The sequence below is a fragment of the Bacillus sp. EB106-02-03-XG38 genome, from assembly GCF_058792175.1.
Genome location: NZ_JBYTED010000003.1, coordinates 251,941 through 275,276, shown reverse-complemented (window position 1 = coordinate 275,276; position 23,336 = coordinate 251,941). Strand labels below are relative to the sequence as shown.

The following is a 23,336-nucleotide window of genomic DNA, read 5'->3' as shown; positions in this document are numbered from 1 at the left end:
ATAAAAGGGAAGTGACGAGAACAGCATAACTATTCTCGTCCAAAATTACTCCTTGGATGAAGGGGTTTTCATGTATTATATTAACAGAGCTTTATTAATATTTAATTAAGCCATTGTTAATATATTGTAAACATCCTTCATCCTATTTTTCAGTTGCTGATTTTGGTAAAACAACTGTAAATGTTGTCCCTTCCCCAACTTCACTATCCACTGTAATCGTACCGTGATGCGCCTCGACTAAATGCTTTACAATCGATAATCCAAGGCCTGTACCACCAGTATTTCTACTTCTCGCCTTATCCACTCGGTAAAAGCGTTCAAAAATACGCGGAATTTCATCTTTACTAATACCAATTCCAGTATCCGAAACTTTTATATAAGCATTATATTTATCTTCTGCTAATTCTACAGAAACAACGCCTCCAGCCGGCGTATATACGATTGCATTATTAATTAAATTAATAAAGATTTGCTTCAAACGACTTGGATCTCCAATGACAGAGACTCGTTTTAGCGTATTTACTTGTAAAGAGATTTCTTTTTCTCCCGCTTTGTTATCAAGCACCATATGAATGTCTTCAAGAAGTCCCTTCATATCAACGGTCCCCATACTCAATTTAAATCCTTGTTGCTCAATCTTTGATAAATCTAATAAATCTTCAATTAACCCTTGCATGCGTTCACTTTCTTTTAAAATAATGTGTAAGAAATGTTCGCAGAACTTCTTATTATCCATAGCACCGTCCAAGAGCGTTTCTGAAAAACCTTTAATAGAAGTAATCGGTGTCTTTAGTTCATGAGAAACATTCGCTAAAAAGTCTTTTCTCATTTGTTCTAATTTCTTTAACTCAGTAATGTCATGGAATACAAGGACAATCCCTTTCCACTCATGGTTCGTCCCGATAATCGGTGCTCCATATACTTCAAAATGCTTCCGCTCAATTCCAAGCGGCAATAACATTTGTTTACGCACTTTCACTTCTGTCATAAAGATTTCTTCCACAAGCTCTATAATTTCTGGATGATGAAACGATTCATAATATAAACGATCTAAATATTCTTCATCTGTTACGTGGAAAGTCTCCTTATACGAACGATTCACAAGGTTTATATAACCGCGGCTATCAATTAAAATCATTCCACTTCCCATATTTTCAATTAGCGTATGCAGACGATCTTGTTGCATTTCTTGCTCAAGTGTCATCTCTTGCAAATTACGAGCTAAAATATTAATTGCCTTACTTAGCATTCCTGTTTCATCCGAATGACTTTCATAAGCGCGTGCTTTATAATTACCCTTCGCTAATTCGATAGCAACTTTCGTAACAGATTCAATCGGCCTAATATATTGCCCTGTAATTTTCATACCTAAAAATACGACTACAAGACACGCAATAACAAATCCGATAATTAATAATCCCCACGTTTTTTGATGAACAGCTTTCAAAGGCTCAATTGTACTTTTCACCAAAATGTACCCTTGTTTCCCTGCTACATCTTGAACGAACACCGCATGATAAAATTCATTATTTTGATCTGTTTCTTTCGTAATGACTTTATTTCTTTGTTTCGTTGTTTCAGAAGAAAGCTCTTTCATTACCCCTTGACTAAACGCAGACTGTTCTCCTCCGCTATATTGAACATTCTTTTTTTCATCCAAAAATATAATAGAAGCTGATATTTTTTCTTCTAACTTTTCAAATACGTACGGATTTTTTAAAACATCATCAAAACCTTGTTCTTCTGCTAATACAGCAACATACTCTGTCTCTTTTACCATTCTCTCTTTTGCGTGATCTATATAGTAGTTTTCAAATACAGTTTCCAGCAGTAAACCTAGTCCTACTAAAATAAAAACAATAAGAGAAACAAATGTAAAAAGAAGCCTGGAACGAAATTTATTCATCCCCTTTTGGCTCCTCTAATTTATATCCTAAACCACGTATCGTTTTAATGTACGTCGGTTTTTTCGTATTTTTTTCAATTTTATCGCGCAAATGGCTAATATGAACGTCAACAATTCGTGTATCACCAGCAAAATCATAATTCCATACAGCACTTAATAATTGATCACGCGTTAATACGCGACTTTTATTTTTCGCAAGATAAACAAGTAATTCAAATTCTTTTGGTGTTAATTCAAGCTTTCTTCCTTGGAAATAAGCCTCATAAAACTCTGGTAAAATTTTGAGTTCAGCAATCGTGATGCTCTCTTCATCTGACGTTTCTGTAACTTGCTCTTCTTGTTGTAATTTCGTACGGCGTAAGATTGCCTTCACACGTGCAACAACTTCCCTTGGGCTAAATGGCTTCGTCATATAATCATCTGCTCCAAGTTCAAGACCTAACACCTTATCAAATTCATCATCTTTTGCTGTTAACATTAAAATTGGCGTCATAACGCGCTGCAATCGTAATTCTTTACACACTTCCATACCATCCATTTTTGGAAGCATTAAATCTAATATAATTAAATCTGGGCGTTCTGTTGTCGCTTTTTGAAGCGCCATTTCTCCATCCATCGCTGTTATCACTTCAAACCCAGCTTGTTGTAAATTAAATTCAATTAAAGTTAAGATAAATTCCTCATCATCAACTACTAAAATACGATTGTTCATTCTTTTCCTCCAAGTTATAGACTTGAAACCTTCTTCATCCTAGTATTTTCCCCGTTATTCTCATCATACTAGAAAACAAGGTCCCTCTCAATATAATTGTCTATTCATGGATTCAGATTGTGCCATTGTTATTACTCATTCACTTCCATTAACGTGTTGTTATCCATACTTTATACACATCTATATTTTCATTCCATTCTACTTCCGTATGAATATTGAATTCTCGATTTTGCGCTAGAAAAAAAGAAAGAGCATACGCTATTTTATAATCTAGCGTTTCATATCCATCAAATAGTCTTCCATACATTTCATTCGCAACCCCGTCTGCCCACACTTCAGCTTCTCTCATCGTTTCAAAGATAACGTCTTCTCTCTTCCACTTCACCTTAAAAAAACACCCCTTTAATTGACTTTAATTACCAATCTATATATTATTAATTTTAATATATAAATAAATTTGATGAAGGAGCTATTATGCGAATATTACTACCTATTTTAACTTTATTAGTAACATGTTTCCTTACTTTTAACGTACCGAGCTGGGATACGATTAAAACGGGGTGTTCAGATTTTGCTGAAGGGTTCAAAGAGGGATTCTTTAACTAAAAATAGCGCTAGCTCCTTTATGAAAGGTATGCTAGCGCTATTCATATTTTCATGTTTTAAAAATTATCTAATGCTTTTTCCATAATAGAGACTGATTTATAAGGTGGCGTTACTGTTAATGAGCCTTTCACAACAGTATCCCCTTTTTCATCATGAGCAGATACAAGCATATCAATTGTATGTTCCTCCTCAGAAACAGCCACAACTTCAAAATGGATTTGTAACGTTTCATAATGGTGAACATGCTTCACGAACGTAAGGTCCTTTCTCGTAATATGACTACCTGGACCTGGTAAATATTTCGTAACTGCCGTTGTAATCATTCCAGTTAGCATAATGCTTGGTACAATCGGCTTTTCATACGGAGTTTGGGATGCGTAATCATGCTGAATATATAATGGATTGGCATCATTCGTTAACCCTAAGTACAATAACAAATCTTTATCCTCAATTTTTTCAGTGATAGATAATTTCTCTCCTACTGTAATTTCATCCATTTTACGACCAATTTGAACTTTTTTCTTTAACATGTTACAACCCCCTCCGATTTTTTCACCTTATTATCCTACTAAAAGCGATACCTGATCCGAAATTTACTATGATGAGGGCAATGTATAGTATAAATCTATAGTTTCATTATAGGATACAAAAAATGATAGCGTTTTCATATTATTTCAAAAAAACATTTACATATATAGTAGAAAAAGATTCGGGGCCCCGAATCTTTTTCTACTTATATTTAATTATTAAACAAGAACCTTCATAACATTACGTACAGATTCTACAGAGCGATCTAACGCTTCTTTTTCATCTGCAAGAAGTTCTAATTCAATAATTTTTTCAATTCCGTTACCACCTAGAATTACTGGTACCCCTAAGTAAAGGTCGCTATAACCATATTCTCCTTCAAGGTACGCAATAGCCGGTAATACACGGCGTTGATCTTTTAAGATTGCTTCTGTCATTTCAACTAAAGAAGCAGCTGGTGCGTAATATGCACTACCGTTGCCTAATAAGCCTACAATCTCGCCGCCACCTTTACGGGTACGCTCTACGATTGCTTCTAAACGCTCTTTCGGAATTAACGTTTCTAACGGAATGCCACCTGCATAAGAATAACGTACAAGAGGTACCATATCGTCACCGTGTCCACCAAGAACAAATCCTGTAATGTCTTTCACAGAAAGATTTAATTCTTGTGCGATGAATGTACGGAAACGAGCTGTATCTAATACGCCCGATTGACCGATAACACGCTCTTTCGGGAATCCTGCTTCTTTAAATACAGAATATGTCATTGCATCAACTGGATTTGTTAATACAACAATAATCGCATTTGGTGAATGTTTTGCAATGTCGCGCGTAATACTTTTCATAATTTTAGAATTTGTTGCTACTAAATCATCACGGCTCATACCAGGCTTACGCGCAATACCCGCTGTAATCACAACAACGTCAGAATCAGCAGTATCTGCGTAATCAGATGTTCCAATAATGTTAGCATCAAAACCTTGTACTGGGCTCGCTTCTAACATATCTAACGCTTTCCCTTTTGTTGGATTTTCCAGTTGTGGAATGTCCACTAATACAACATCTGCAAGTTCTTTTTGTGCTAATAAGAATGCTGTTGTTGCTCCTGTAAATCCTGCACCGATGACTGAAACTTTCTTGCGTTTGATTGTCATAATTTACCCCCCCGCTTTAATTATGCGTTTTTGATTATCGCTACATCCATGTTTTTAATAAGTTCATTAGCGAACTCAGAACATTTCACTTCTGTTGCACCTTCCATTAAGCGTGCGAAATCATAAGTTACTACTTTTGAAGCAATTGTTTTCTCAACAGAAGCAGTTACTAATTTCGCAGCTTCGTTCCATCCTAAGTGTTCTAATAATAATACACCAGAAAGAAGAACTGAAGATGGGTTTACTTTATCTAAACCTGCATATTTTGGAGCTGTACCGTGCGTAGCTTCAAAGATAGCATGTCCAGTTACATAGTTAATGTTTGCACCAGGTGCAATACCAATTCCACCTACTTGTGCAGCAAGTGCATCAGAGATGTAGTCTCCGTTTAAGTTCATTGTTGCAACAACATCGAACTCACGTGGACGAGTTAAAATTTGTTGTAAGAAGATGTCTGCAATAGAATCTTTTACGATGATTTTTCCAGCCACTTCAGCGTCTGCCATCGCTTTATTCGCTGCATCTTTACCATCTTTCTCAACGATACGATCATATTCAGCCCAAGTAAATACTTTGTCGCCGAATTCTTGTTCCGCTACTTCGTAACCCCAGTTTTTGAAAGCACCTTCTGTAAATTTCATAATGTTTCCTTTATGAACTAATGTAACAGAAGAGCGTTTTTCGTTAATTGCATATTGAATCGCAGCACGAACAAGACGCTTTGTCCCTTCTTCTGAGATTGGTTTAATACCAATACCAGATGTTTCTGGGAAGCGGATTTTATTAACACCCATTGCTTCTTTTAAGAAAGCAAGAACTTTTTCTGCTTCTGGAGATCCTTGTGCATATTCAATTCCAGCGTAAATGTCTTCTGTATTTTCACGGAAAATAACCATATTAGTATCTTCCGGACGTTTTACAGGTGAAGGAACACCTTCAAAATAACGAACTGGACGTAGACATACATATAAATCTAATTCTTGACGAAGTGCTACGTTTAGAGAACGAATACCACCGCCAACTGGAGTTGTAAGTGGACCTTTAATCGCGATTAAATACTCACGAATTAAATTTAAAGTTTCTTCTGGTAACCACTCGCCTGTTTGGTTGAATGCTTTTTCCCCTGCAAGCACTTCTTTCCAAACGATTTTCTTCTCACCATCATAAGCTTTTTCAACTGCCGCTTCTAGTACGCGTGATGCAGCTGCCCAAATGTCAGGACCAATTCCATCTCCTTCAATAAATGGAATAATCGGATTGTTTGGTACATTCATAACACCATTAGTTACAGTAATTTTTTCACCTGTCGTCAATGTGATAACCCCCATGTTTGAAATTTCATATGTATGAAACTGAGGGAATCACCCCTCAGTTCAAACCGTTAGTCAAATTAAAATATTCTAATCATTACATCTTTCCGAAAAAATCAGACTTTTAAAAGCGTATTTTCACTATCAAAATAGTGTTTTTCGCTTATCGTTGTGCAATTGGAACGTACACTTGATGTGTTGGTCCATTATAATCAGCACGTGGACGGATTAAACGGTTGTTTTCATATTGTTCTAGAATATGAGCTAACCAGCCTGACATACGGCTAATTGCAAAGATAGGTGTAAATAAGTCATGGTCAATTCCTAAACAATGGTATACAGAAGCTGAATAGAAATCAACATTTGGTGGAAGACCTTTTTCTTTTGTTACAATGTCTTCAATTTTGATAGACATATTATACCATTTGTCTTCTCCTAAAAGCACGCATAATCTCTTGGACATTTCACGTAAATGTTTTGCACGTGGATCACCCTGCTCATATACACGGTGGCCAAAGCCCATGATTTTCACTTTATTTTGAAGAGCATTATGAATATATGATTCTACATTTTCTTCTTCGCCAATTTCAGTTAACATCTTCATTACATTTTCATTTGCCCCGCCGTGAAGAGGACCTTTTAACGCACCGATTGCTGCTGTAATACCAGAATATACATCTGAAAGTGTAGCTACACAAACGCGCGCAGTAAATGTAGAAGCGTTTAACTCATGATCTGCGTGAAGTACAAGCGCCTTATCAAAAGCTTCAATTTCAACTTCATTTGGCTCGCGATCATTTAACATGTACAAGAAGTTTGCAGCTAATGATAAATCATTTCTAGGCTCAACAACATCTAAACCTTTACGAATTCTTGCATAAGCAGCAACTAAAGTTCCCACTTGAGCCTGTAATTTAACCGCTTTCAAATAATTGGACTTTTCATCCATAATTTCAGCGCTCTCATCGTATAATGATAGCATGGAAATTGCAGTTCGTAAAACAGACATCGGATGTGCGATTTTTAAATCTACTTGTTTCAAATATGTTAAAATTTCACCTGGTACTTTATAGTATTCCGATACAATCTCTTTAAATTTCGCTAGTTCTTGTTCGTTAGGAAGCTTGCGATGCCATAATAAGTACACTACTTCTTCAAATGTAGCATTCTCCGCTAAATCATCAATATTATACCCAACATAAGTTAATGTATCATCAATAATAGAGCTCACAGATGATGTTGTTGCTACTACCCCTTCTAAACCTCGAATAACAGTCATGACATTCTCTCCTTTTCCTGAAAATTCTCCCAACCTTGCTCCTTATATCTATTTGCTTCCCTTTTGAATTATGAACGCCCGTTCACTCTTTAGGCAAGCAAAATGCACGTTCATGCAAATTTGTTGCGATGTTCCCCTCTTATGTCCATTGTCTACATGGAAAGCATGAGCGTGAATGTCTCCCCGAATCCTCACGCTCAAAACAACAAGTTAGTGAGGAAAATGAATTCCGAAGAGTTTTATGATAAAAACAACATAAAACAATATCATTATAAAATTGTTTTATGTTGTTTTTATTTTATCTGGTGTAAAGTCTCGGCTGTTATGTAACTTTTCAAAGTTTCTAATCCTATTATAAACAATTATCTGACTTTTGTGAACAGAAAGAATTCAAAATTTTTATATTACTATAAAATTCCTTATTTAAACATCTGTATAATACTCATCACTGCATAGGCAATTCCAGCCCCAATTAACGGGCCTACAGCAACTCCATTAAATAAAGCAACCGCTATAATTGTCCCGAAAACGAGCGCAGTTGTAATATGAGGATCCGTCGTCAATAATTGTACGCCGCCTTTCGCTAACAAAGCAACCGCTACCCCTGAAGCTAAAGCAATCCATGCATAATACGATTTCGCTGCTTCTCCAAGTTGTTTAAAACCTATTTCCCCCGTCGCAATCGGTACGAGTACTGCTATTGTAATAACCGTAACACCAAGGTTAATTCCTTTCGTTTGTAAATACGGAAAGACTTTATCTCCTAGAAACGTAAATTTCAATAAAAATAACACACCAATAGCTACAGTTAACGATTGGTTTTTCGCAATAAGTCCTATAATAAGTAGTATGAATAAAAATAACGTTGACTGACTAATCATGTTTACACTTCCTTTCTGAAAATAATGAACTCATTTCCAAACAAAAATACCTTTAAACCTATCGTTATACATGCTATATCGATGCCTATTCAACATAAACCACTTCATTTTTTATGTATTTTAAAACGACAAACTGAGACTTTCACCACAAAAATGTAAGCACGTATACATTTTTAAAAACGGTCGTCTCTCCTTTCTTTTCTAATAAGAAACAGGTAAAATAAAAAGAAGAGAAAATGAAGTTTTTACCATATAGTAGAAGCATCAACACCAAGCTTTCCCAGTCACTCACGTACTGAAAAAGCAGGAAAAATCCATCATTCCACTATAACATAAAGCGAAACTTTAATCAGTGGGGCACACTCGTTATAAGTTGAACGAATTAGGATAATCCAAATTGGAATGGGAGGTATACATCTTTGAATCGAAACTTACTATATATGATATTGCGACTCATATTCGTCATTGTAGCGACGGTAGCCGGGTTCTATGCATTACTGTATATGTCAGGACTTATCTACCCTTTTATTATCGCTTTCGCATTTGCTTATTTGATTAATCCTGTCGTCAATTTCCTTAATCAAAAACTACAATTTCCTCGCGCACTCGCAGTACTCGTTAGCTTAATTCTCGTATTCGGAGCTATCGTCGGACTCGTTACATACCTTGTAACAGAAGCCATATCTGCTACAACATACTTACTACAACTTGTTACAGTAAAATTTCCGGATATCGTTGCATTCGCTCAGCAATTTGCACTTAATCATATTATGCCTCTCTATGATGATTTAATTTCTAAATTTAATCATCTTGGGGAACCACAGCGCTATACGATTACACAAAACATTCAAAACTTAGGAACAGAAGCAACGACGCAAATGAAAGAACTTTTAACCGCTATTATAAGCGGATTAACAAATTTCATTAGTGCATTACCAACAACTTTAACTGTGCTTGTATTCGTTTTATTAGCCACTTTCTTCATTAGTTACGATTGGCATCGTCTCGCTCAGAAAGTAAGAAAATTTTTACCCAACCGTGTTCATGGCTATGGAAAAACAATTTTTGTCGATTTAAGAAAAGCTTTATTCGGTTTTGTTAAAGCACAACTTACACTCGTATCTATGACAACTGTTATTGTACTAATCGGACTGTTAATATTACGCGTACCATACGCCATTACTATCGCGATTATTACAGGGGTTGTAGATTTACTCCCATATTTAGGAACAGGAGCTGTTTTCGTTCCTTGGGTTATATACGTATTTTTCACTGGCGACACTGCTTTCGCCATTGGTCTTCTCATTTTATACATCGTCGTGATTGTCCAAAGACAAATTATGGAGCCTAAAGTACTTTCTTCTAATATTGGCCTCGATCCATTAGCAACACTGATCGCTCTATTTGTCGGCTTTAAACTCTTTGGCTTTTTAGGATTAATCATCGGCCCAGTCACCTTAGTATTACTTAATACATTGCACAAAGCTCGTGTATTCCATGATTTGTGGAAATATATTAAAGGCTCACCTTCAAAATAATAGTTTCTAATTCATATACAACAAAAACTTACACATAATCAGTGGGAATTTCCCACTGATTATTCCTTGTACTTATTTTTCATACTCATCACATACAACAAGAGAATGGCACCCCCAAAAAGGATAGTTCTCTTGTTTTTTGCATAGAAAATGTATATTTCGAGGTATTTTTTACATATTTATTCTATTATTTTTATAATTATTACTTACATTTATTACTTTTTATGTAAATGAATAAATATACAAAATAACATGAATTAGACTTAAACTAAGCTGTTTACTACTCTCATTTAACTTTTCCACACTAATTAATTCTTTTCATGCACACAAATAAGCTTAAGTTCAGAATTTTTCTCTCACAATACATCCATTAAGAGCTAATAACTCCTCCTATCACATATCCAACCGAACAAATAAAACTTTAACTTAAGGATTTTGCCCCCCACTCATTATTAATCTTCACCAATCAGGCTTTTATCGATAGTTCGATTCAGCCCTTTAACCATCCCTTCATCTTTTTGCAGACAAAAAAAATAGTGCTTAGATTGCGATAATCTAAGCACTATTTCTGCACAATAATAGTAGAGTTCTTCCTAAACTTCCATTCCATCCACTTCATAACAAATGGCTTCAACAAAGCCCTCGTCACAGGGATAACGAAGATAAAGCCCATTATATCCGTTACATATCCAGGAAGTACTAAAAGAATCCCTCCTACAAAGATAAAAATACCATCCAGCACTGCCCCTCCTGGCATTTCCCCTCGATTCAACTTAGATTGAATCTCTCCAAGCACTTTAAACCCTTGTCTTTTCGCTACATACACACCTACAACACCCGTAAATACAATCATAGCGAACGTAGACCATAAACCTATTACATGACTCGATCCAATTAAGACCGTAATCTCAATCGCCGGTATTAAAATAAACAACAATAGTAACCACTTCATAGTTCTACACTCCTTCCATATACAATCACTTTAAACGCCCTCACAACGCCCATATACACCACATTAAAATCGAATACACTTTCTTATTAAACTTCCTAATAAACAGCTTTTAAAAGCAATTTCAGACGCCTCAAGCTAGTTATATCTCATTTTTGTGTAAAAAAAAGAGAAGGACTCCGATCCTTCTCTCCGTATTACTTATAGCACTTCCGCATGTCCATTATAAACAATTCCGCGTGCTGCATCAACTGTTACTTCTTGGCCATTTTTTAAAGTTGCTGTTACGCCGTTTACACCAACGATAACAGGAATACCGATTGATACACCTACAACAGCCGCATGGCTTGTTAAACCGCCTTCTTCTACAACTAGAGCAGCAGCTTTTTCGATTGCAGGAATCATATCTTTATCAGTGCTTGTTGTAACAAGGATATCACCTTCGTTTACGTTCGCTACAGCTTCAGCAGCTGTTTTTGCTACAACTACTTTACCTTTTGCAGCTTTACGACCGATTCCTTGTCCTTTAGCAACTTCTTCACCAACAACGTGGATTTTCATTAAGTTTGTTGTACCAGTTTCAGCAACTGGTACACCAGCAGTGATTACTACAGTATCTCCAAGTCCGATTAGACCTGCATCCATACCTGTTTGAATTGCAGTATCTAACATTTCGTCAGTAGACGCTGCACGTTTTCCAGCCATAAATGCTTGTACACCCCAAACAAGTGCAAGACGACGTCCTACTTGCTCGTCAGATGTTACAGCTACGATTGGAGATTTTGGACGATATTTAGAGATCATTTTCGCAGTATATCCACTTTCTGTTGGAGCTACGATTGCAGCTACATCAAGAGCAAGTGCTGTATGCGCAACAGATTGACTAATTGCATCTGTAATTGTTGGAGTGAACTCTTTAATACGTTTTTTGAACATATCTTCGTATTGTAATGATTTTTCAACGCGTACTGCAATGTTAGCCATCATTGTTACTGCTTCTACTGGGTATTGACCAGCAGCTGTTTCACCTGAAAGCATGATTGCATCTGTACCATCGAAGATTGCGTTAGCTACGTCACTTGCTTCCGCACGAGTTGGACGTGGGTTACGTTGCATAGAATCTAACATTTGTGTCGCAGTAATAACTGGTTTACCTAACACGTTACATTTTTTGATTAGGCGTTTTTGTACTAAAGGTACTTCTTCTGGTGGAATTTCTACACCCATATCACCACGAGCTACCATTAAACCGTCAGAAACTTCTAAGATTGAATCGATATTATCGATACCCTCTTGGTTTTCGATTTTTGGTACGATTTGGATGTACTGAGCGTTATGCTCTTCTAATAATTCGCGAATTTCTAATACGTCAGACGCTTTACGTACGAATGAAGCTGCGATGAAATCAACTTTTTGCTCGATACCGAAGATGATATCTTTTACGTCTTTTTCAGTGATACCAGGAAGCTTAATGCTTACATTTGGTACGTTAACACCTTTTTTATTTTTTACAGTTCCGCTGTTAAGAACTTTTGTACGGATGTTTCCGTCAGCTTTTTCGATTACTTCTAGTTCGATAAGACCATCATCGATTAGAATGCGAGAACCTGGGTCTACATCGTCATAAAGACCAGCATAAGATACAGAGAACTTCTCAGCAGTACCTAATACTTGCTCAGTAGAAAGAACTACTTCTGCACCGGTTACAAGCTCAGCTTGTCCGTCTACGAAGTCGTGAGTACGGATTTCTGGACCTTTTGTATCAAGTAAGATACCAACTGTTTTACCAGTTTTCTTTGAAGCTTCACGAATGTTTTTAATACGAGCACCGTGCTCTTCATGGCTACCATGAGAGAAGTTTAAACGAGCAACGTTCATACCTGCTTCGATTAATTGCTCTAATTTTTCAATACTTTCACTAGCAGGACCTATAGTACATACAATTTTAGTTTTACGCATATTGCACCTCCGAAAATTATGAAACCGTTCCCAAATATCCGACATTACGCCGATTAGATGGATAATTCTTTAGATAATTGATACATATCTTTATCGATTGTATGCTTTTGAGCTAACGCTTCGATAATATCATGATCAACAAGTTTGTTATCTTGAATACCTACACAACGTCCACCTTGACCAGCAATTAACAATTCAACTGCTCTTGCACCAAGACGGCTTGCTAATACACGGTCTTGTGCACTTGGTGATCCGCCACGTTGTACGTGACCTAATACAGTTACGCGAGTATCAAAGTTTGTTGCTTCTTCAATGTGCTTACCGATGTCAATTGCACTTCCAACACCTTCAGCTACAACGATAATACTGTGTTTTTTACCACGTTCACTACCACGCTTCAGACGAGCGATAACATCTTCCATGTCATACTCTTCTTCTGGAATTAAGATTGTTTCCGCACCATCAGCTAAACCAGCCCATAATGCGATATCACCAGCGTGACGTCCCATTACTTCGATAACATATGTACGTTCATGAGATGTAGCTGTGTCACGAATTTTATCAATTGCATCAATAACAGTGTTTAAAGCTGTATCGAAACCAATTGTGAAGTCTGTTCCAGGGATATCATTGTCGATTGTACCTGGTACACCAACACATGGGAATCCTTGTTCAGTTAATTTTTTAGCGCCTTGGTAAGAACCATCTCCACCAATAACAACAAGTCCCTCGATACCGTGTTTCTTTAATTGCTCGATACCTTTTAGTCGTACTTCTGGATCTTTAAACTCAGGACATCTTGCTGTATATAATTTTGTACCACCGCGGTGGATAATATCGCCAACAGAACCAAGTTCTAATTTTTCAATATGACCAGAAATTAATCCAGCGTATCCATGGTAAATACCATATACTTCAATATCATGGAAAATCGCTTTACGAACAACTGCACGAATGGCAGCATTCATACCAGGTGAATCTCCACCACTTGTTAATACACCAATACGTTTCATTTGTACTCACCTCATAAAGATTATTTGCCTTATAATAAAATAACACGAAAAAATATAAAAATACAATGGAGAAGATGTGTCTTTTCATAATAAAAACGTGCATTCGCGAAGTGGAACGCACGCTTTTCTTATTTTATCCAAATGGAAGCGTTTGAAAACGAAACTTGCCCAATTTTCATATATTTTTCATAACGTTTTTCGATTAATTCATCTTTCGAAATTCCGTTTAATTGTTCAAAAGTTTTTCGAATCATTAAGTCTATATTTTCTGACTGTTTTAAAATATTACGATGCGCTCCACCTTTTGTCTCTGGAATAATTTCGTCAATTACACCTAATTCTTTCAAATCTGCTGCTGTAATTCTCATCGCCTCTGCAGCTTCCTTTGCTTTTCCTGCATCTTTCCAAAGAATTGCCGCTGCACCCTCTGGTGTAATAACAGAATAAGTGGAATTTTCTAGCATATGAATGTAATCCCCTACTCCAAGACCTAGCGCGCCACCACTACCACCTTCGCCGATAACGATACAAATAACAGGTACTGTTAAGCCTGCCATTTCAAATAAATTGCGAGCGATAGCTTCACTTTGACCACGTTCTTCAGCAGCTTTACCAGGATAAGCTCCCTTCGTATCGATGAAACAAATAATAGGACGATTAAACTTTTCCGCTTGTTTCATGAGACGCAGTGCTTTTCGATATCCTTCTGGATGAGGCATCCCAAAATTACGGCGAATATTTTCTTTCGTATCTTTTCCGCGTTGATGCCCAATTACAGTTACAGGCATCCCTTTATACTTCGCAATGCCGCCGACAATCGCTGCATCATCGCCAAATAGACGATCTCCATGACATTCAAAAAAATCAGTAAATAAGTGCTCAATATAATCGAGCGTTGTCGGTCGTTCTGCATGACGAGCAATTTGAACACGGTCCCATACTTTCATATTGCCGTATATATCTTCCTCTAAATTTTCTAGCTTGTCTTCCAAAATACGAATCTCCTCACTGAAATCCATCTGGCTGTTTTTCGTATAGTCTTTCAGTTCACGAATCTTATTTCTTAGCTCAACAACTGGTTTCTCAAATTCTAGCTCTGCCATACAGCCATTTCCCCTCCTTGATGAACTTCTAAAATCTTGCGAAGCGATTCTCTCATATCATCACGATGCACCACAGCATCTAATTGACCATGTTCTAGTAAGAATTCTGCCGTTTGGAAATCTTCCGGTAGTTTCTCACGCACAGTTTGTTCAATTACACGTCTACCAGCAAATCCGATCAGTGCCCCTGGTTCTGCAAGATTATAATCACCAAGTGAAGCGAAACTCGCTGAAACCCCGCCCGTCGTTGGGTGAGTCATAACAGAAATAAATAATCCTCCTGCATTACTATGCTTTTTCAAAGCTACGCTTGTTTTTGCCATTTGCATTAAACTTAATATCCCTTCTTGCATACGGGCACCACCCGAAGCAGTAAAGATAATAAATGGAACTTGTAAGTCGTATGCCTTTTCAACCGCACGGGCAATTTTTTCTCCTACAACAGAGCCCATACTCCCCATTCGAAAACGAGAATCCATTACTGCAACAACAACAAGCATGTCATCAATTGTTCCTTCACCAGTTACAACCGCTTCGTTCAATTCAGTCTTCTTACGATCGCTCTCTAGTTTCTCTTCATATCCTGGAAACTCGAGTGGATTTAATGAAACCATTTCTTTGTCATACTCACGGAATGACCCTTCGTCCAATATACTATCAAGACGTTCCCCTGCATTCATAGGGTGATGATATCCACAATTCACACATACTTTTAAATTTTTTAGAAGCTCTTTCGTATACATGATTTTTTTACATTTCGGACATTTTGTCATAACGCCATCTGGTACATCTTTTCGTACTTGTTCTGAAGGTATTGCAGCGTACTTTTTCTTTTTCACGAATAAATCTCTTAGCACAATTTGACCCCCTTCGTTGAGAGCTAAGGTTAGCGTAAGAAGAAAATTGGGCTAACACCAAAGTTTGATGTTAGCCTTATCTTCTCAATCTGTCTAATAACCTCACTCTTTACGTTTAACTTTAACCGCTACGCGATAGAATGTTTGTCATAACGTGTCATGGTCATTTCGACAAATTTTATACATTACGAGTGAAACTGTATATTCTCTACTAATTCATCGTAAATTTTTAGTGCATCATTTTCTTGTTTTCCTTCCAAAGTAGCGTAAAGCTTTCTATACATATCGATAGAATCTCCTGAAACTTTACAAGAAAGAGTTGATACGTAATCATTTACGATCATCCAAATGCGATATAGTAAATAATTATCGACTTGTTCAATAAGTGTTTTAAAGAACGTTTGATGAAGCGTCGGAATCGAATTTTCATTTCCTTCAAGTACTTGATGTAATTTACTTAGCACTTTAGAAGACGTTTCTTTCGGTAAATTACATACAATTCGAATCATATCTTTCTCAAGCAATCGTTTTGTTTGTAATAAATCACGAATTGTTTTCTCATCTTGCAGCAAGAACGGCGCAATCAATTGTACAAGACCGTTATCGTAAAAGTTTCGAATAAACGTCCCTTCACCACGTCTCGTTTCAATTAATCCTACCAGTTCTAAAGCACGCAACGCTTCTCTTACAGAGGAACGCCCTACATTTAAACGTGAACTTAACTCACGCTCAGACGGTAAACGATCCCCTGCTACCAATCCATCCTCTTCCATAATGGAACGGATTTTCTTTACAATTTCGAGATATACTTTTGTATTTGATGATGTCAATGGAAATTCCTCGCTTATTCTTTACCAATCAGCGCTAATTGTTTTGTTTTCTCAGCAACTTCATTTGGATCTACTTGACGGCGAGCTACTCCTGTCTCCATTGCAGCTTTCGCAACGTAAGCTGCCACTTGAGGCGCTACACGCGCGTCAAACGGTGCTGGAATGATATAGTCTGCATTTAACTCATCTTCTGCTACAAGCTCTGCAATAGCCTGTACAGCTGCCATCTTCATTTCTTCGTTAATTTGTGTCGCATGTACGTCAAGTGCACCGCGGAAAATACCAGGGAACGCTAGTACATTATTTACTTGGTTTGCGAAGTCAGAGCGACCTGTTCCAACAACAGCTGCGCCCGCTGCTTTTGCCAATTCTGGCATAATTTCTGGAACTGGATTCGCCATTGCAAAAATAATTGCATTGTCATTCATTGTACGAACCATCTCTTCTGTTAATGCACCTTCTGCAGATACACCAATGAATACGTCCGCACCTTGTACAACATCAGCTAAAGAACCTTCAATACGGTTCTTATTTGTATATTTTGCAACTTCATCCTTCACCGGATTCATACCTGTAGGACGCCCCTCATAGATCGCGCCTTTACGGTCACACATAATAATGTCGCGTACACCATAGCGATATAAAAGTTTAATAATTGCAATACCTGCTGCACCTGCGCCATTTGCGACAACTTTAATGTCAGACATTTTCTTTCCAACTAGTTTTAGCGCGTTCACAAGACCCGCTACTGTTACGATAGCTGTTCCGTGTTGATCATCATGGAAGATAGGAATATTTGTTTCTTTTTTCAAACGTTCTTCAATAATGAAGCAGTTTGGTGCTGCGATATCCTCTAAGTTAACGCCGCCAAAAGTTGGCTCCATTAATTTTACAGTTTCAACGATTTTATCTACATCGTTTGTATTTAAGGCAATTGGGAATGCATCTACACCAGCAAAGCTCTTGAATAGTACAGCTTTACCTTCCATTACTGGAAGAGATGCTTCAGGTCCAATGTTACCAAGACCAAGTACAGCCGTTCCATCAGTCACAACTGCTACCATATTTCCCTTCATCGTATATTCATATACCTTACTTTTATCGTCATAAATTTCTTTACAAGGCTCTGCAACCCCTGGAGAATATGCAAGACTTAAATCTTTTGCATTTTCTACTTTTACTTTTGATACAGTTTCTAATTTTCCTTGATGCACTTTATGCATGTGAAGTGCTTCTTCACGAAGTGTTGACAAACTATCCACTCTCCTCAAATTATTCTAGCTGATATCAATTTCTCCAAGTGGTCTGACCACGAACACTACTACTATAATAATCGAAGTGTAGGGAAATTGTCCATTATATTTTCACAACCACATTTTCTTCCCCGACAATTTCACGAAGTGCTCCTAAACATTCTTCACTTGGATGAATCGATAAACTTCGTGATAATTGTACCATTTTATGTTCCTTTTCATAATAAATTAGTACTTTCGCAAAACCCGAATAGTCAAACAATATTTTAGTAACTTGATTTAACTGCTTTTTCTCGTACTGAGACGGCAATTTCACGTAAACAGATGCATCTTTCTTTTCTTCATACACATCCATTTCTTCTAACGGATATAGTCCATTTACAATCCATTGCAACTTATGATTTCTAAGCTCAATCATACCGTCAACTAAAACAATTGCTCCTTCTTGTAACCTGTCTGAGAAATGTATATAAGTTTCAGGGAAAAGAACTGCTTCCATTTCATCATTTTGATCACAAAATGTAATAAACGCCATCTTCTGCAACTTTTTCGTACGAATCACTCTTACGCTTGTTATATACACGATCGCTCTTTGTACCTTTTTCTTATACCGCATCGCCTGAGCGAGAGATGGAATTTCTAATTCTTTCGCTAACTTCACATACTGCGCTGTCGGATAGCTTGATAAATAAAAACCTAGTGCTTCCTTTTCTTTATTTAACTGTTCAATAAAAGAGAGCTCTTCTCCTTGTACGTATTTTGATTTTGGAACAGCATCTCCTAAATCACGCGCAAGATTTGCGTACTCTACCGCTCCTTTAAGGCTTTTCCACAAATTCGTTCTCGAAACACCAAAATCATCAAAACATCCAGACCAGACGAACGCTTCTAAATTTCGCTCTGTTACAAACTTTGATGGCATGCGAAGACAAAATTCAAATAAATCTTCAAACGTTTTTTTCTCTCGTTCTTCGAGTAAAGCTGTCACTGTAGCCATTCCGATGTTTCGAATGGAAAGTAGACTGTAGCGTATCGCATTACCTTCTATTTGGAAATTGTAACCACTTCTCTGAAGAGATGGAGGCAAAACATGGAAACCTTTTCGCTTCGTTTCTCGTATATACTGCACAATCTTATCTTCATTTCCAATTGCACTCGACAATAGTGCGGTCATAAATTCCAGCGGATAATTCGCTTTTAAGTAGGCAAGTTGATACCCAATCATACTGTAAGCTACCGCGTGACTTCGGTTGAAACCATAATTTGCAAATCTTACAATTAAATCGTAAATTTTCTCTGCAGACGTCTCGTCATAACCATTTTGTAAACAACCTTGCACAAAATGCTTACGTTCCTGATCTAAAATATCACGATTTTTTTTACTGACTGCACGGCGTAATAAATCTGCTTCTCCAAGCGAGAATCCCGCTAACTTCGATGCAATTTGCATAATTTGTTCTTGGTATACAATGACACCGTATGTTCTTTCTAGAATTGGCTTTAAGTCCGGATGTAAATATTCAATTTTTCTTTTTCCGTGCTTTGATTCAATAAAGGTCGGAATTTGTTCCATCGGTCCTGGTCTATATAACGAGTTAACAGCAACAATATCTTCAAATTCATTCGGTTTTAACCCGCGAAGTACATTTCGCATACCACCTGATTCAAGCTGGAATACACCTGTTGTATCCCCTCTACCTAACAATTGGAACGTCTTTTCATCTTGAAGTGGTAAACTTCTTATATCAATTTCTGTCCCCGTTTTTTCCACGATAAACTTTATAATATTTTCAAGTAACGTTAAATTACGTAATCCTAAAAAGTCCATCTTGAGCAACCCAAGTTCTTCTAATGCATCAGCTGGGTATTGCGTAACATACACATCGTTATGCCCTTCTTGAATCGCAACACTTCCGGTTAATGGCTCTTGGCTCATAATAACGCCAGCTGCATGAATAGACGTATGACGTGGTAAGCCTTCTACACGTTTTGCAATTTCAAACACACGCTCATGCAGAAGGTTTCCTTGTATAAACTCACGGAGTGATTGGGATTCCTCATATGCATCTTTTAGCGTTATACCAAGCTTTGATGGGATAAGTTTTGAGAATATGTCAATATCTCGCGGCGGAAGCCCCATTACACGCGCAATATCTCTAATTGCCGCTTTTGCTGCCAACGTCCCGAACGTTACAATTTGAGCTACACGAAGCTGACCATATTTATCTTTCACATATCGAATCATCTCATCACGTCTTATATCTGGAAAATCGATATCAATATCTGGAAGTGTCACACGTTCGGGGTTTAAAAATCGTTCAAATAATAGATCGTATTCAATCGGATCAATGTCTGTAATTTCTAATACATAAGAAACGAGTGAGCCAGCCGCCGATCCACGCCCTGGTCCTGTTAAAATATGATTTTCATGCGCATACTTCATGAAATCCCATACGATGAGGAAATAATCGCTAAATCCCATACTAGAAATCACATTTAATTCATGATTCAAACGCTTTATATGTACTTCTTTTGGCGTACCATAACGTTTCTGCAACCCTTCTTCACAAACGCGGCGTAAATACATATCACTCGTCTCGTTAGCTGGAACAGGAAATTTCGGTAATTGATTTACATGGAAAGGAATTTCTACTTGGCAACTTTCTGCGATTTTTATTGTATTTTGAATCGCTTCCTCAGTATGCGAAAATAGTGCTTCCATTTCATCCGTTGACTTTAAATAATATTGATCTGTTTTCAGCCTCGGCCTATCTGGATCAGTCATTTTCGTTCCACTTTCAACAGATAATAAGCATTCATGAACAAGTGCGTCACTTTGGTTGATGTAGCGTACATCGTTCGTTGCAACGACTGGAACATTTACCTTATTAATAAATTCAGGCAGCTTTTCTTGTAAAAGCAGTTCATCTTGAATCGCATGATGCTGCAAACTCATATAAAAATTGCCGAACATACTTTGATACATGCGAGCTACTTCTTCAGCTTCACTCTCTTTGTCTTCTAATAATAATTGTTCAATTTCCCCATCTTTACCTGGTGAAATAGCAATTAATCCTTTCGCATAATGGGCAAGCCACTTTTTCGGAATACCTTCTTTTGACTTCGTCATAATGCTACTAGAAATCTTTAATAAATTTTGATAACCTATTTCATTTTCAGCAAGTAAAACAAGCGGATAAGATTTTTCGTCTTCTTCACTAAAAATAGAAGCTGTTAAGCCGATAATAGGCTGTATACCATGTTTCTTACATGCTTTATAAAACGGAATAACGCCATACATAACATTTTCATCCGTAATGGCGAGTGATGAAAAACCAAGTTCTTTCGCCCTGACTACAAGCTCATCAATTTTACAAGCACTTTTTAATAAACTAAAAACGGTTTGACATTGTAAATGCACAAACTTCACTGTTGTACCCTCTCTTTACCAATTTGACTACTTTTATTATAGGTGATGAGGAAAGCGGAAATCAAAACATACTTCTTATACTTTGTCCATATATATGAAGAAGAAAGGGGAATGACGATGGATGTAAGAGAACACACTTTTTTCTCTCTGCTTATTATTAGTTATTTTATTGCCTTTGGGGTTATACTCGGTGGTTCATTAATTGGTGGCTTTGGTGCATTTCTTATCGGAAAACCAACTCTAACTTACATTAATCAATTCGCCCAAAATTTAAGGATTTGGGCACTCGTCGCAGCGATTGGCGGAACATTTGATACTTTTTATAGCTTTGAAAGAAGTTTCTTTGGCGGGGATATGAAAGATATCGTAAAACAAATTCTCCTTATTTTTTTCGCAACGGGTGGTATGCAAACTGGTCTTATTATTATTAAATGGCTAACGCAGGAACATGCATGAGAGTACCAAGTGCCAATACAGCAAAAAGATGGTATTTAGTTTTAGCTGGTGCTGCTGTTGGAGGTGTATTGAGCTGGTTTATTTTTTTGTACATATACGGTGTTTTTCAAGAAGAACAAGCTATTCAAATAGCAGAACAAAAAGAAATTATAGAAAAACAAGAAGCAAAGCTCCACGTCCTTCTCGAAGATCAAGAAAAATTGAACACTGAAAATAAACGGCTCTTAACTATTCAAGAGATTAAAATAAAAATAATCAATCGAGAAAAATACGATTTAGACAATCTTACACTCGAAAATATGACTACTTCTATCCATAATGACCTCCAGCATCTTTTAACGAAAAACATACAAAGTATCGCCAAAAATAAAGACCTACTCAAAAAGGTAATTGAAAACAAGACGTACAAACATTACGATCGACTATACCGTTTTAAAGTCGATACAATATCTTTTGATACCGTGCTCGAAATTAGCATTGCTATAGAGAAAGAAAAATAAAGAAGGAAGGCTTTAGCGCCGCTCCTTCTTTTTGGTTTATTATATAATTTCTGATTTACACAGCTCACGTAAATCAGAAAAAAGACGATCCGCTTCTTCCCAAGAAGATGCTTTTGCACCAGAAGCCATCGGATGCCCTCCGCCATTATATTGCATTGCTAATTTATTTATCACTGGTCCTTTTGAGCGAAGACGAACACGAATCACGTCATCTTCCTCTAAAAATAGAACCCACGCCTTTAATCCATCAATATTGCCAAGTGCTCCAACAACGCCAGAAGCCTCAGAAGGAAGTACATCAAACTTTTCTAATACTTCTTTCGTTAATTTAATGTAAGCTGCTCCTTCTGCTACCATCGTAAAGTTTTGTAAAATATAGCCGTTTAAACGAGCAATCTTTTCTTTCGTCTTATACATTTCATTGTATAAATCTGTGAATTTCACATCCATATCAACAAGCTCACTCACGTAACGAAGTGTTTTCGCTGTTGTATTTGGGAATAGGAAACGACCTGTATCTCCAACAATCCCTGCTAAAATAAGACGTGCTGCTTCTTTCGTTATCTGTAATCCTTTATCTTTTCCATAACTGTAAAACTCATAAATCATTTCACTTGTAGAACTTGCTGTCGTATCTACCCACGCAATATCTCCGTACGGATCTTCATTCGGATGATGGTCAATTTTAATTAACATCTTCCCTTTTGCATAGCGTTGATCGTCAACACGTTCTTGGTTCGCAGTATCACATACGATAACAAGTGCATTTTCATATACACTATCTTCAATATCATCCATTACTCGTAAGTATGCTAGTGACGGTTCATTGTACCCAACCGTATAAATATTTTTCTCTGGAAACGATTCTTGTAGAATTGTACTAAGACCGCCTTGTGAACCTAACGCATCTGGATCTGGACGCACATGACGGTGAATAATAATTGTATCAAACTCTTTAATTGCTCCTAAAATTTGCTCATGCATATGTATAATCTCCTTTTTACTCAACTTCTTCACTTTATCTTTCATTATAACGGAAAGTATTTCATACATGCGAACAATTGCTTTA

General features: G+C 37.0%; 21 protein-coding genes. 4 read left to right on the top strand and 17 right to left on the bottom strand.

Annotated elements, in window-relative coordinates; genetic code table 11:
• Nucleotides 1-142: 142 nt before the first annotated feature.
• The 3 genes from phoR to AC3WTI_RS15910 all read right to left on the bottom strand — a co-directional run bounded on the left by phoR (nt 143) and on the right by AC3WTI_RS15910 (nt 3,003).
• Nucleotides 143-1,906: a sensory box histidine kinase PhoR gene (gene phoR, locus AC3WTI_RS15920; protein ID WP_087957146.1), complete on the bottom strand. Its 1,764-nt coding sequence runs from the start codon at nt 1,904-1,906 to the stop codon at nt 143-145.
• A complete protein-coding gene (phoP, locus tag AC3WTI_RS15915; RefSeq protein WP_087957147.1) occupies nt 1,899-2,618 on the bottom strand; it encodes a two-component system response regulator PhoP in 720 nt (239 codons plus the stop codon). Before phoP ends, phoR begins: the two co-directional genes overlap by 8 nt.
• Before the next feature lie 148 nt (nt 2,619-2,766).
• Nucleotides 2,767-3,003 carry a hypothetical protein gene (locus AC3WTI_RS15910; RefSeq protein ID WP_029440089.1) on the bottom strand — a complete coding sequence of 79 codons (237 nt, stop codon included), beginning with the start codon at nt 3,001-3,003 and terminating at the stop codon, nt 2,767-2,769.
• An 89-nt stretch (nt 3,004-3,092) separates the two neighbouring features.
• On the opposite strand from AC3WTI_RS15910, the gene AC3WTI_RS15905 reads away from it, so the two are divergent.
• The gene (locus tag AC3WTI_RS15905; RefSeq protein ID WP_001970716.1) at nt 3,093-3,224 is read left to right on the top strand and encodes a hypothetical protein; all 132 of its coding nucleotides are present in this window, start codon (nt 3,093-3,095) and stop codon (nt 3,222-3,224) included.
• Nucleotides 3,225-3,280: 56 nt separating this feature from the next.
• Here AC3WTI_RS15905 and AC3WTI_RS15900 read toward each other — a convergent pair whose 3' ends face one another.
• From AC3WTI_RS15900 to AC3WTI_RS15880, 5 genes are all read right to left on the bottom strand, one after another.
• Nucleotides 3,281-3,754 (bottom strand): MaoC family dehydratase, encoded by a 474-nt coding sequence (locus tag AC3WTI_RS15900; protein WP_000914178.1) that lies wholly within the window; start codon nt 3,752-3,754, stop codon nt 3,281-3,283.
• 216 nt (nt 3,755-3,970) lie between these two features.
• The gene (gene mdh / locus AC3WTI_RS15895) at nt 3,971-4,909 is read right to left on the bottom strand and encodes a malate dehydrogenase (protein ID WP_000153232.1); all 939 of its coding nucleotides are present in this window, start codon (nt 4,907-4,909) and stop codon (nt 3,971-3,973) included.
• 20 nt (nt 4,910-4,929) lie between these two features.
• The gene (icd, locus tag AC3WTI_RS15890; protein WP_142286671.1) at nt 4,930-6,222 is read right to left on the bottom strand and encodes an NADP-dependent isocitrate dehydrogenase; all 1,293 of its coding nucleotides are present in this window, start codon (nt 6,220-6,222) and stop codon (nt 4,930-4,932) included.
• Between the two features lie 160 nt (nt 6,223-6,382).
• On the bottom strand, nt 6,383-7,531 hold the full coding sequence (gene citZ, locus AC3WTI_RS15885) for a citrate synthase (RefSeq protein ID WP_179192042.1): 1,149 nt from the start codon (nt 7,529-7,531) through the stop codon (nt 6,383-6,385).
• 386 nt (nt 7,532-7,917) lie between these two features.
• Nucleotides 7,918-8,379 carry a DUF441 domain-containing protein gene (locus AC3WTI_RS15880; protein ID WP_000625507.1) on the bottom strand — a complete coding sequence of 154 codons (462 nt, stop codon included), beginning with the start codon at nt 8,377-8,379 and terminating at the stop codon, nt 7,918-7,920.
• Nucleotides 8,380-8,798: 419 nt separating this feature from the next.
• Here AC3WTI_RS15880 and ytvI point away from each other — a divergent pair, with 419 nt between their 5' ends.
• Nucleotides 8,799-9,917: a sporulation integral membrane protein YtvI gene (gene ytvI / locus AC3WTI_RS15875; protein WP_001081377.1), complete on the top strand. Its 1,119-nt coding sequence runs from the start codon at nt 8,799-8,801 to the stop codon at nt 9,915-9,917.
• A 562-nt stretch (nt 9,918-10,479) separates the two neighbouring features.
• Here ytvI and AC3WTI_RS15870 read toward each other — a convergent pair.
• The 8 genes from AC3WTI_RS15870 to dnaE all read right to left on the bottom strand — a co-directional run bounded on the left by AC3WTI_RS15870 (nt 10,480) and on the right by dnaE (nt 21,311).
• The gene (locus tag AC3WTI_RS15870; RefSeq protein WP_087957150.1) at nt 10,480-10,869 is read right to left on the bottom strand and encodes an FxsA family protein; all 390 of its coding nucleotides are present in this window, start codon (nt 10,867-10,869) and stop codon (nt 10,480-10,482) included.
• A gap of 198 nt (nt 10,870-11,067) precedes the next feature.
• Complete coding sequence (gene pyk / locus AC3WTI_RS15865; protein WP_060632499.1) at nt 11,068-12,825, bottom strand: pyruvate kinase; 1,758 nt, start codon at nt 12,823-12,825, stop codon at nt 11,068-11,070.
• Between the two features lie 53 nt (nt 12,826-12,878).
• Nucleotides 12,879-13,838 carry a 6-phosphofructokinase gene (gene pfkA / locus AC3WTI_RS15860; RefSeq protein ID WP_087957151.1) on the bottom strand — a complete coding sequence of 320 codons (960 nt, stop codon included), beginning with the start codon at nt 13,836-13,838 and terminating at the stop codon, nt 12,879-12,881.
• Nucleotides 13,839-13,966: 128 nt separating this feature from the next.
• The gene (accA, locus tag AC3WTI_RS15855; RefSeq protein WP_048531636.1) at nt 13,967-14,941 is read right to left on the bottom strand and encodes an acetyl-CoA carboxylase carboxyl transferase subunit alpha; all 975 of its coding nucleotides are present in this window, start codon (nt 14,939-14,941) and stop codon (nt 13,967-13,969) included.
• Nucleotides 14,929-15,798 carry an acetyl-CoA carboxylase, carboxyltransferase subunit beta gene (gene accD, locus AC3WTI_RS15850; RefSeq protein WP_087957152.1) on the bottom strand — a complete coding sequence of 290 codons (870 nt, stop codon included), beginning with the start codon at nt 15,796-15,798 and terminating at the stop codon, nt 14,929-14,931. Before accD ends, accA begins: the two co-directional genes overlap by 13 nt.
• A gap of 185 nt (nt 15,799-15,983) precedes the next feature.
• Nucleotides 15,984-16,628, bottom strand: a complete 645-nt coding sequence (locus AC3WTI_RS15845; RefSeq protein ID WP_087957153.1) for a FadR/GntR family transcriptional regulator — start codon at nt 16,626-16,628, stop codon at nt 15,984-15,986.
• A 14-nt stretch (nt 16,629-16,642) separates the two neighbouring features.
• Nucleotides 16,643-17,851, bottom strand: a complete 1,209-nt coding sequence (gene ystJ, locus AC3WTI_RS15840) for an NADP-dependent malic enzyme (protein WP_162014308.1) — start codon at nt 17,849-17,851, stop codon at nt 16,643-16,645.
• Nucleotides 17,852-17,984: 133 nt separating this feature from the next.
• Nucleotides 17,985-21,311, bottom strand: coding sequence for a DNA polymerase III subunit alpha (gene dnaE / locus AC3WTI_RS15835; RefSeq protein WP_087957154.1), 3,327 nt, complete (start codon nt 21,309-21,311; stop codon nt 17,985-17,987).
• A 42-nt stretch (nt 21,312-21,353) separates the two neighbouring features.
• Here dnaE and AC3WTI_RS15830 point away from each other — a divergent pair, with 42 nt between their 5' ends.
• Complete coding sequence (locus AC3WTI_RS15830) at nt 21,354-21,767, top strand: YtrH family sporulation protein (RefSeq protein ID WP_142286670.1); 414 nt, start codon at nt 21,354-21,356, stop codon at nt 21,765-21,767.
• Nucleotides 21,764-22,267 carry a sporulation membrane protein YtrI gene (gene ytrI / locus AC3WTI_RS15825; protein ID WP_087957155.1) on the top strand — a complete coding sequence of 168 codons (504 nt, stop codon included), beginning with the start codon at nt 21,764-21,766 and terminating at the stop codon, nt 22,265-22,267. The genes AC3WTI_RS15830 and ytrI overlap by 4 nt, the downstream gene beginning before the upstream one ends.
• Before the next feature lie 39 nt (nt 22,268-22,306).
• On the opposite strand, the gene AC3WTI_RS15820 is transcribed toward ytrI, so the two are convergent.
• The gene (locus tag AC3WTI_RS15820) at nt 22,307-23,251 is read right to left on the bottom strand and encodes a DHH family phosphoesterase (protein ID WP_087957156.1); all 945 of its coding nucleotides are present in this window, start codon (nt 23,249-23,251) and stop codon (nt 22,307-22,309) included.
• Between the last annotated feature and the right edge of the window lie 85 nt (nt 23,252-23,336).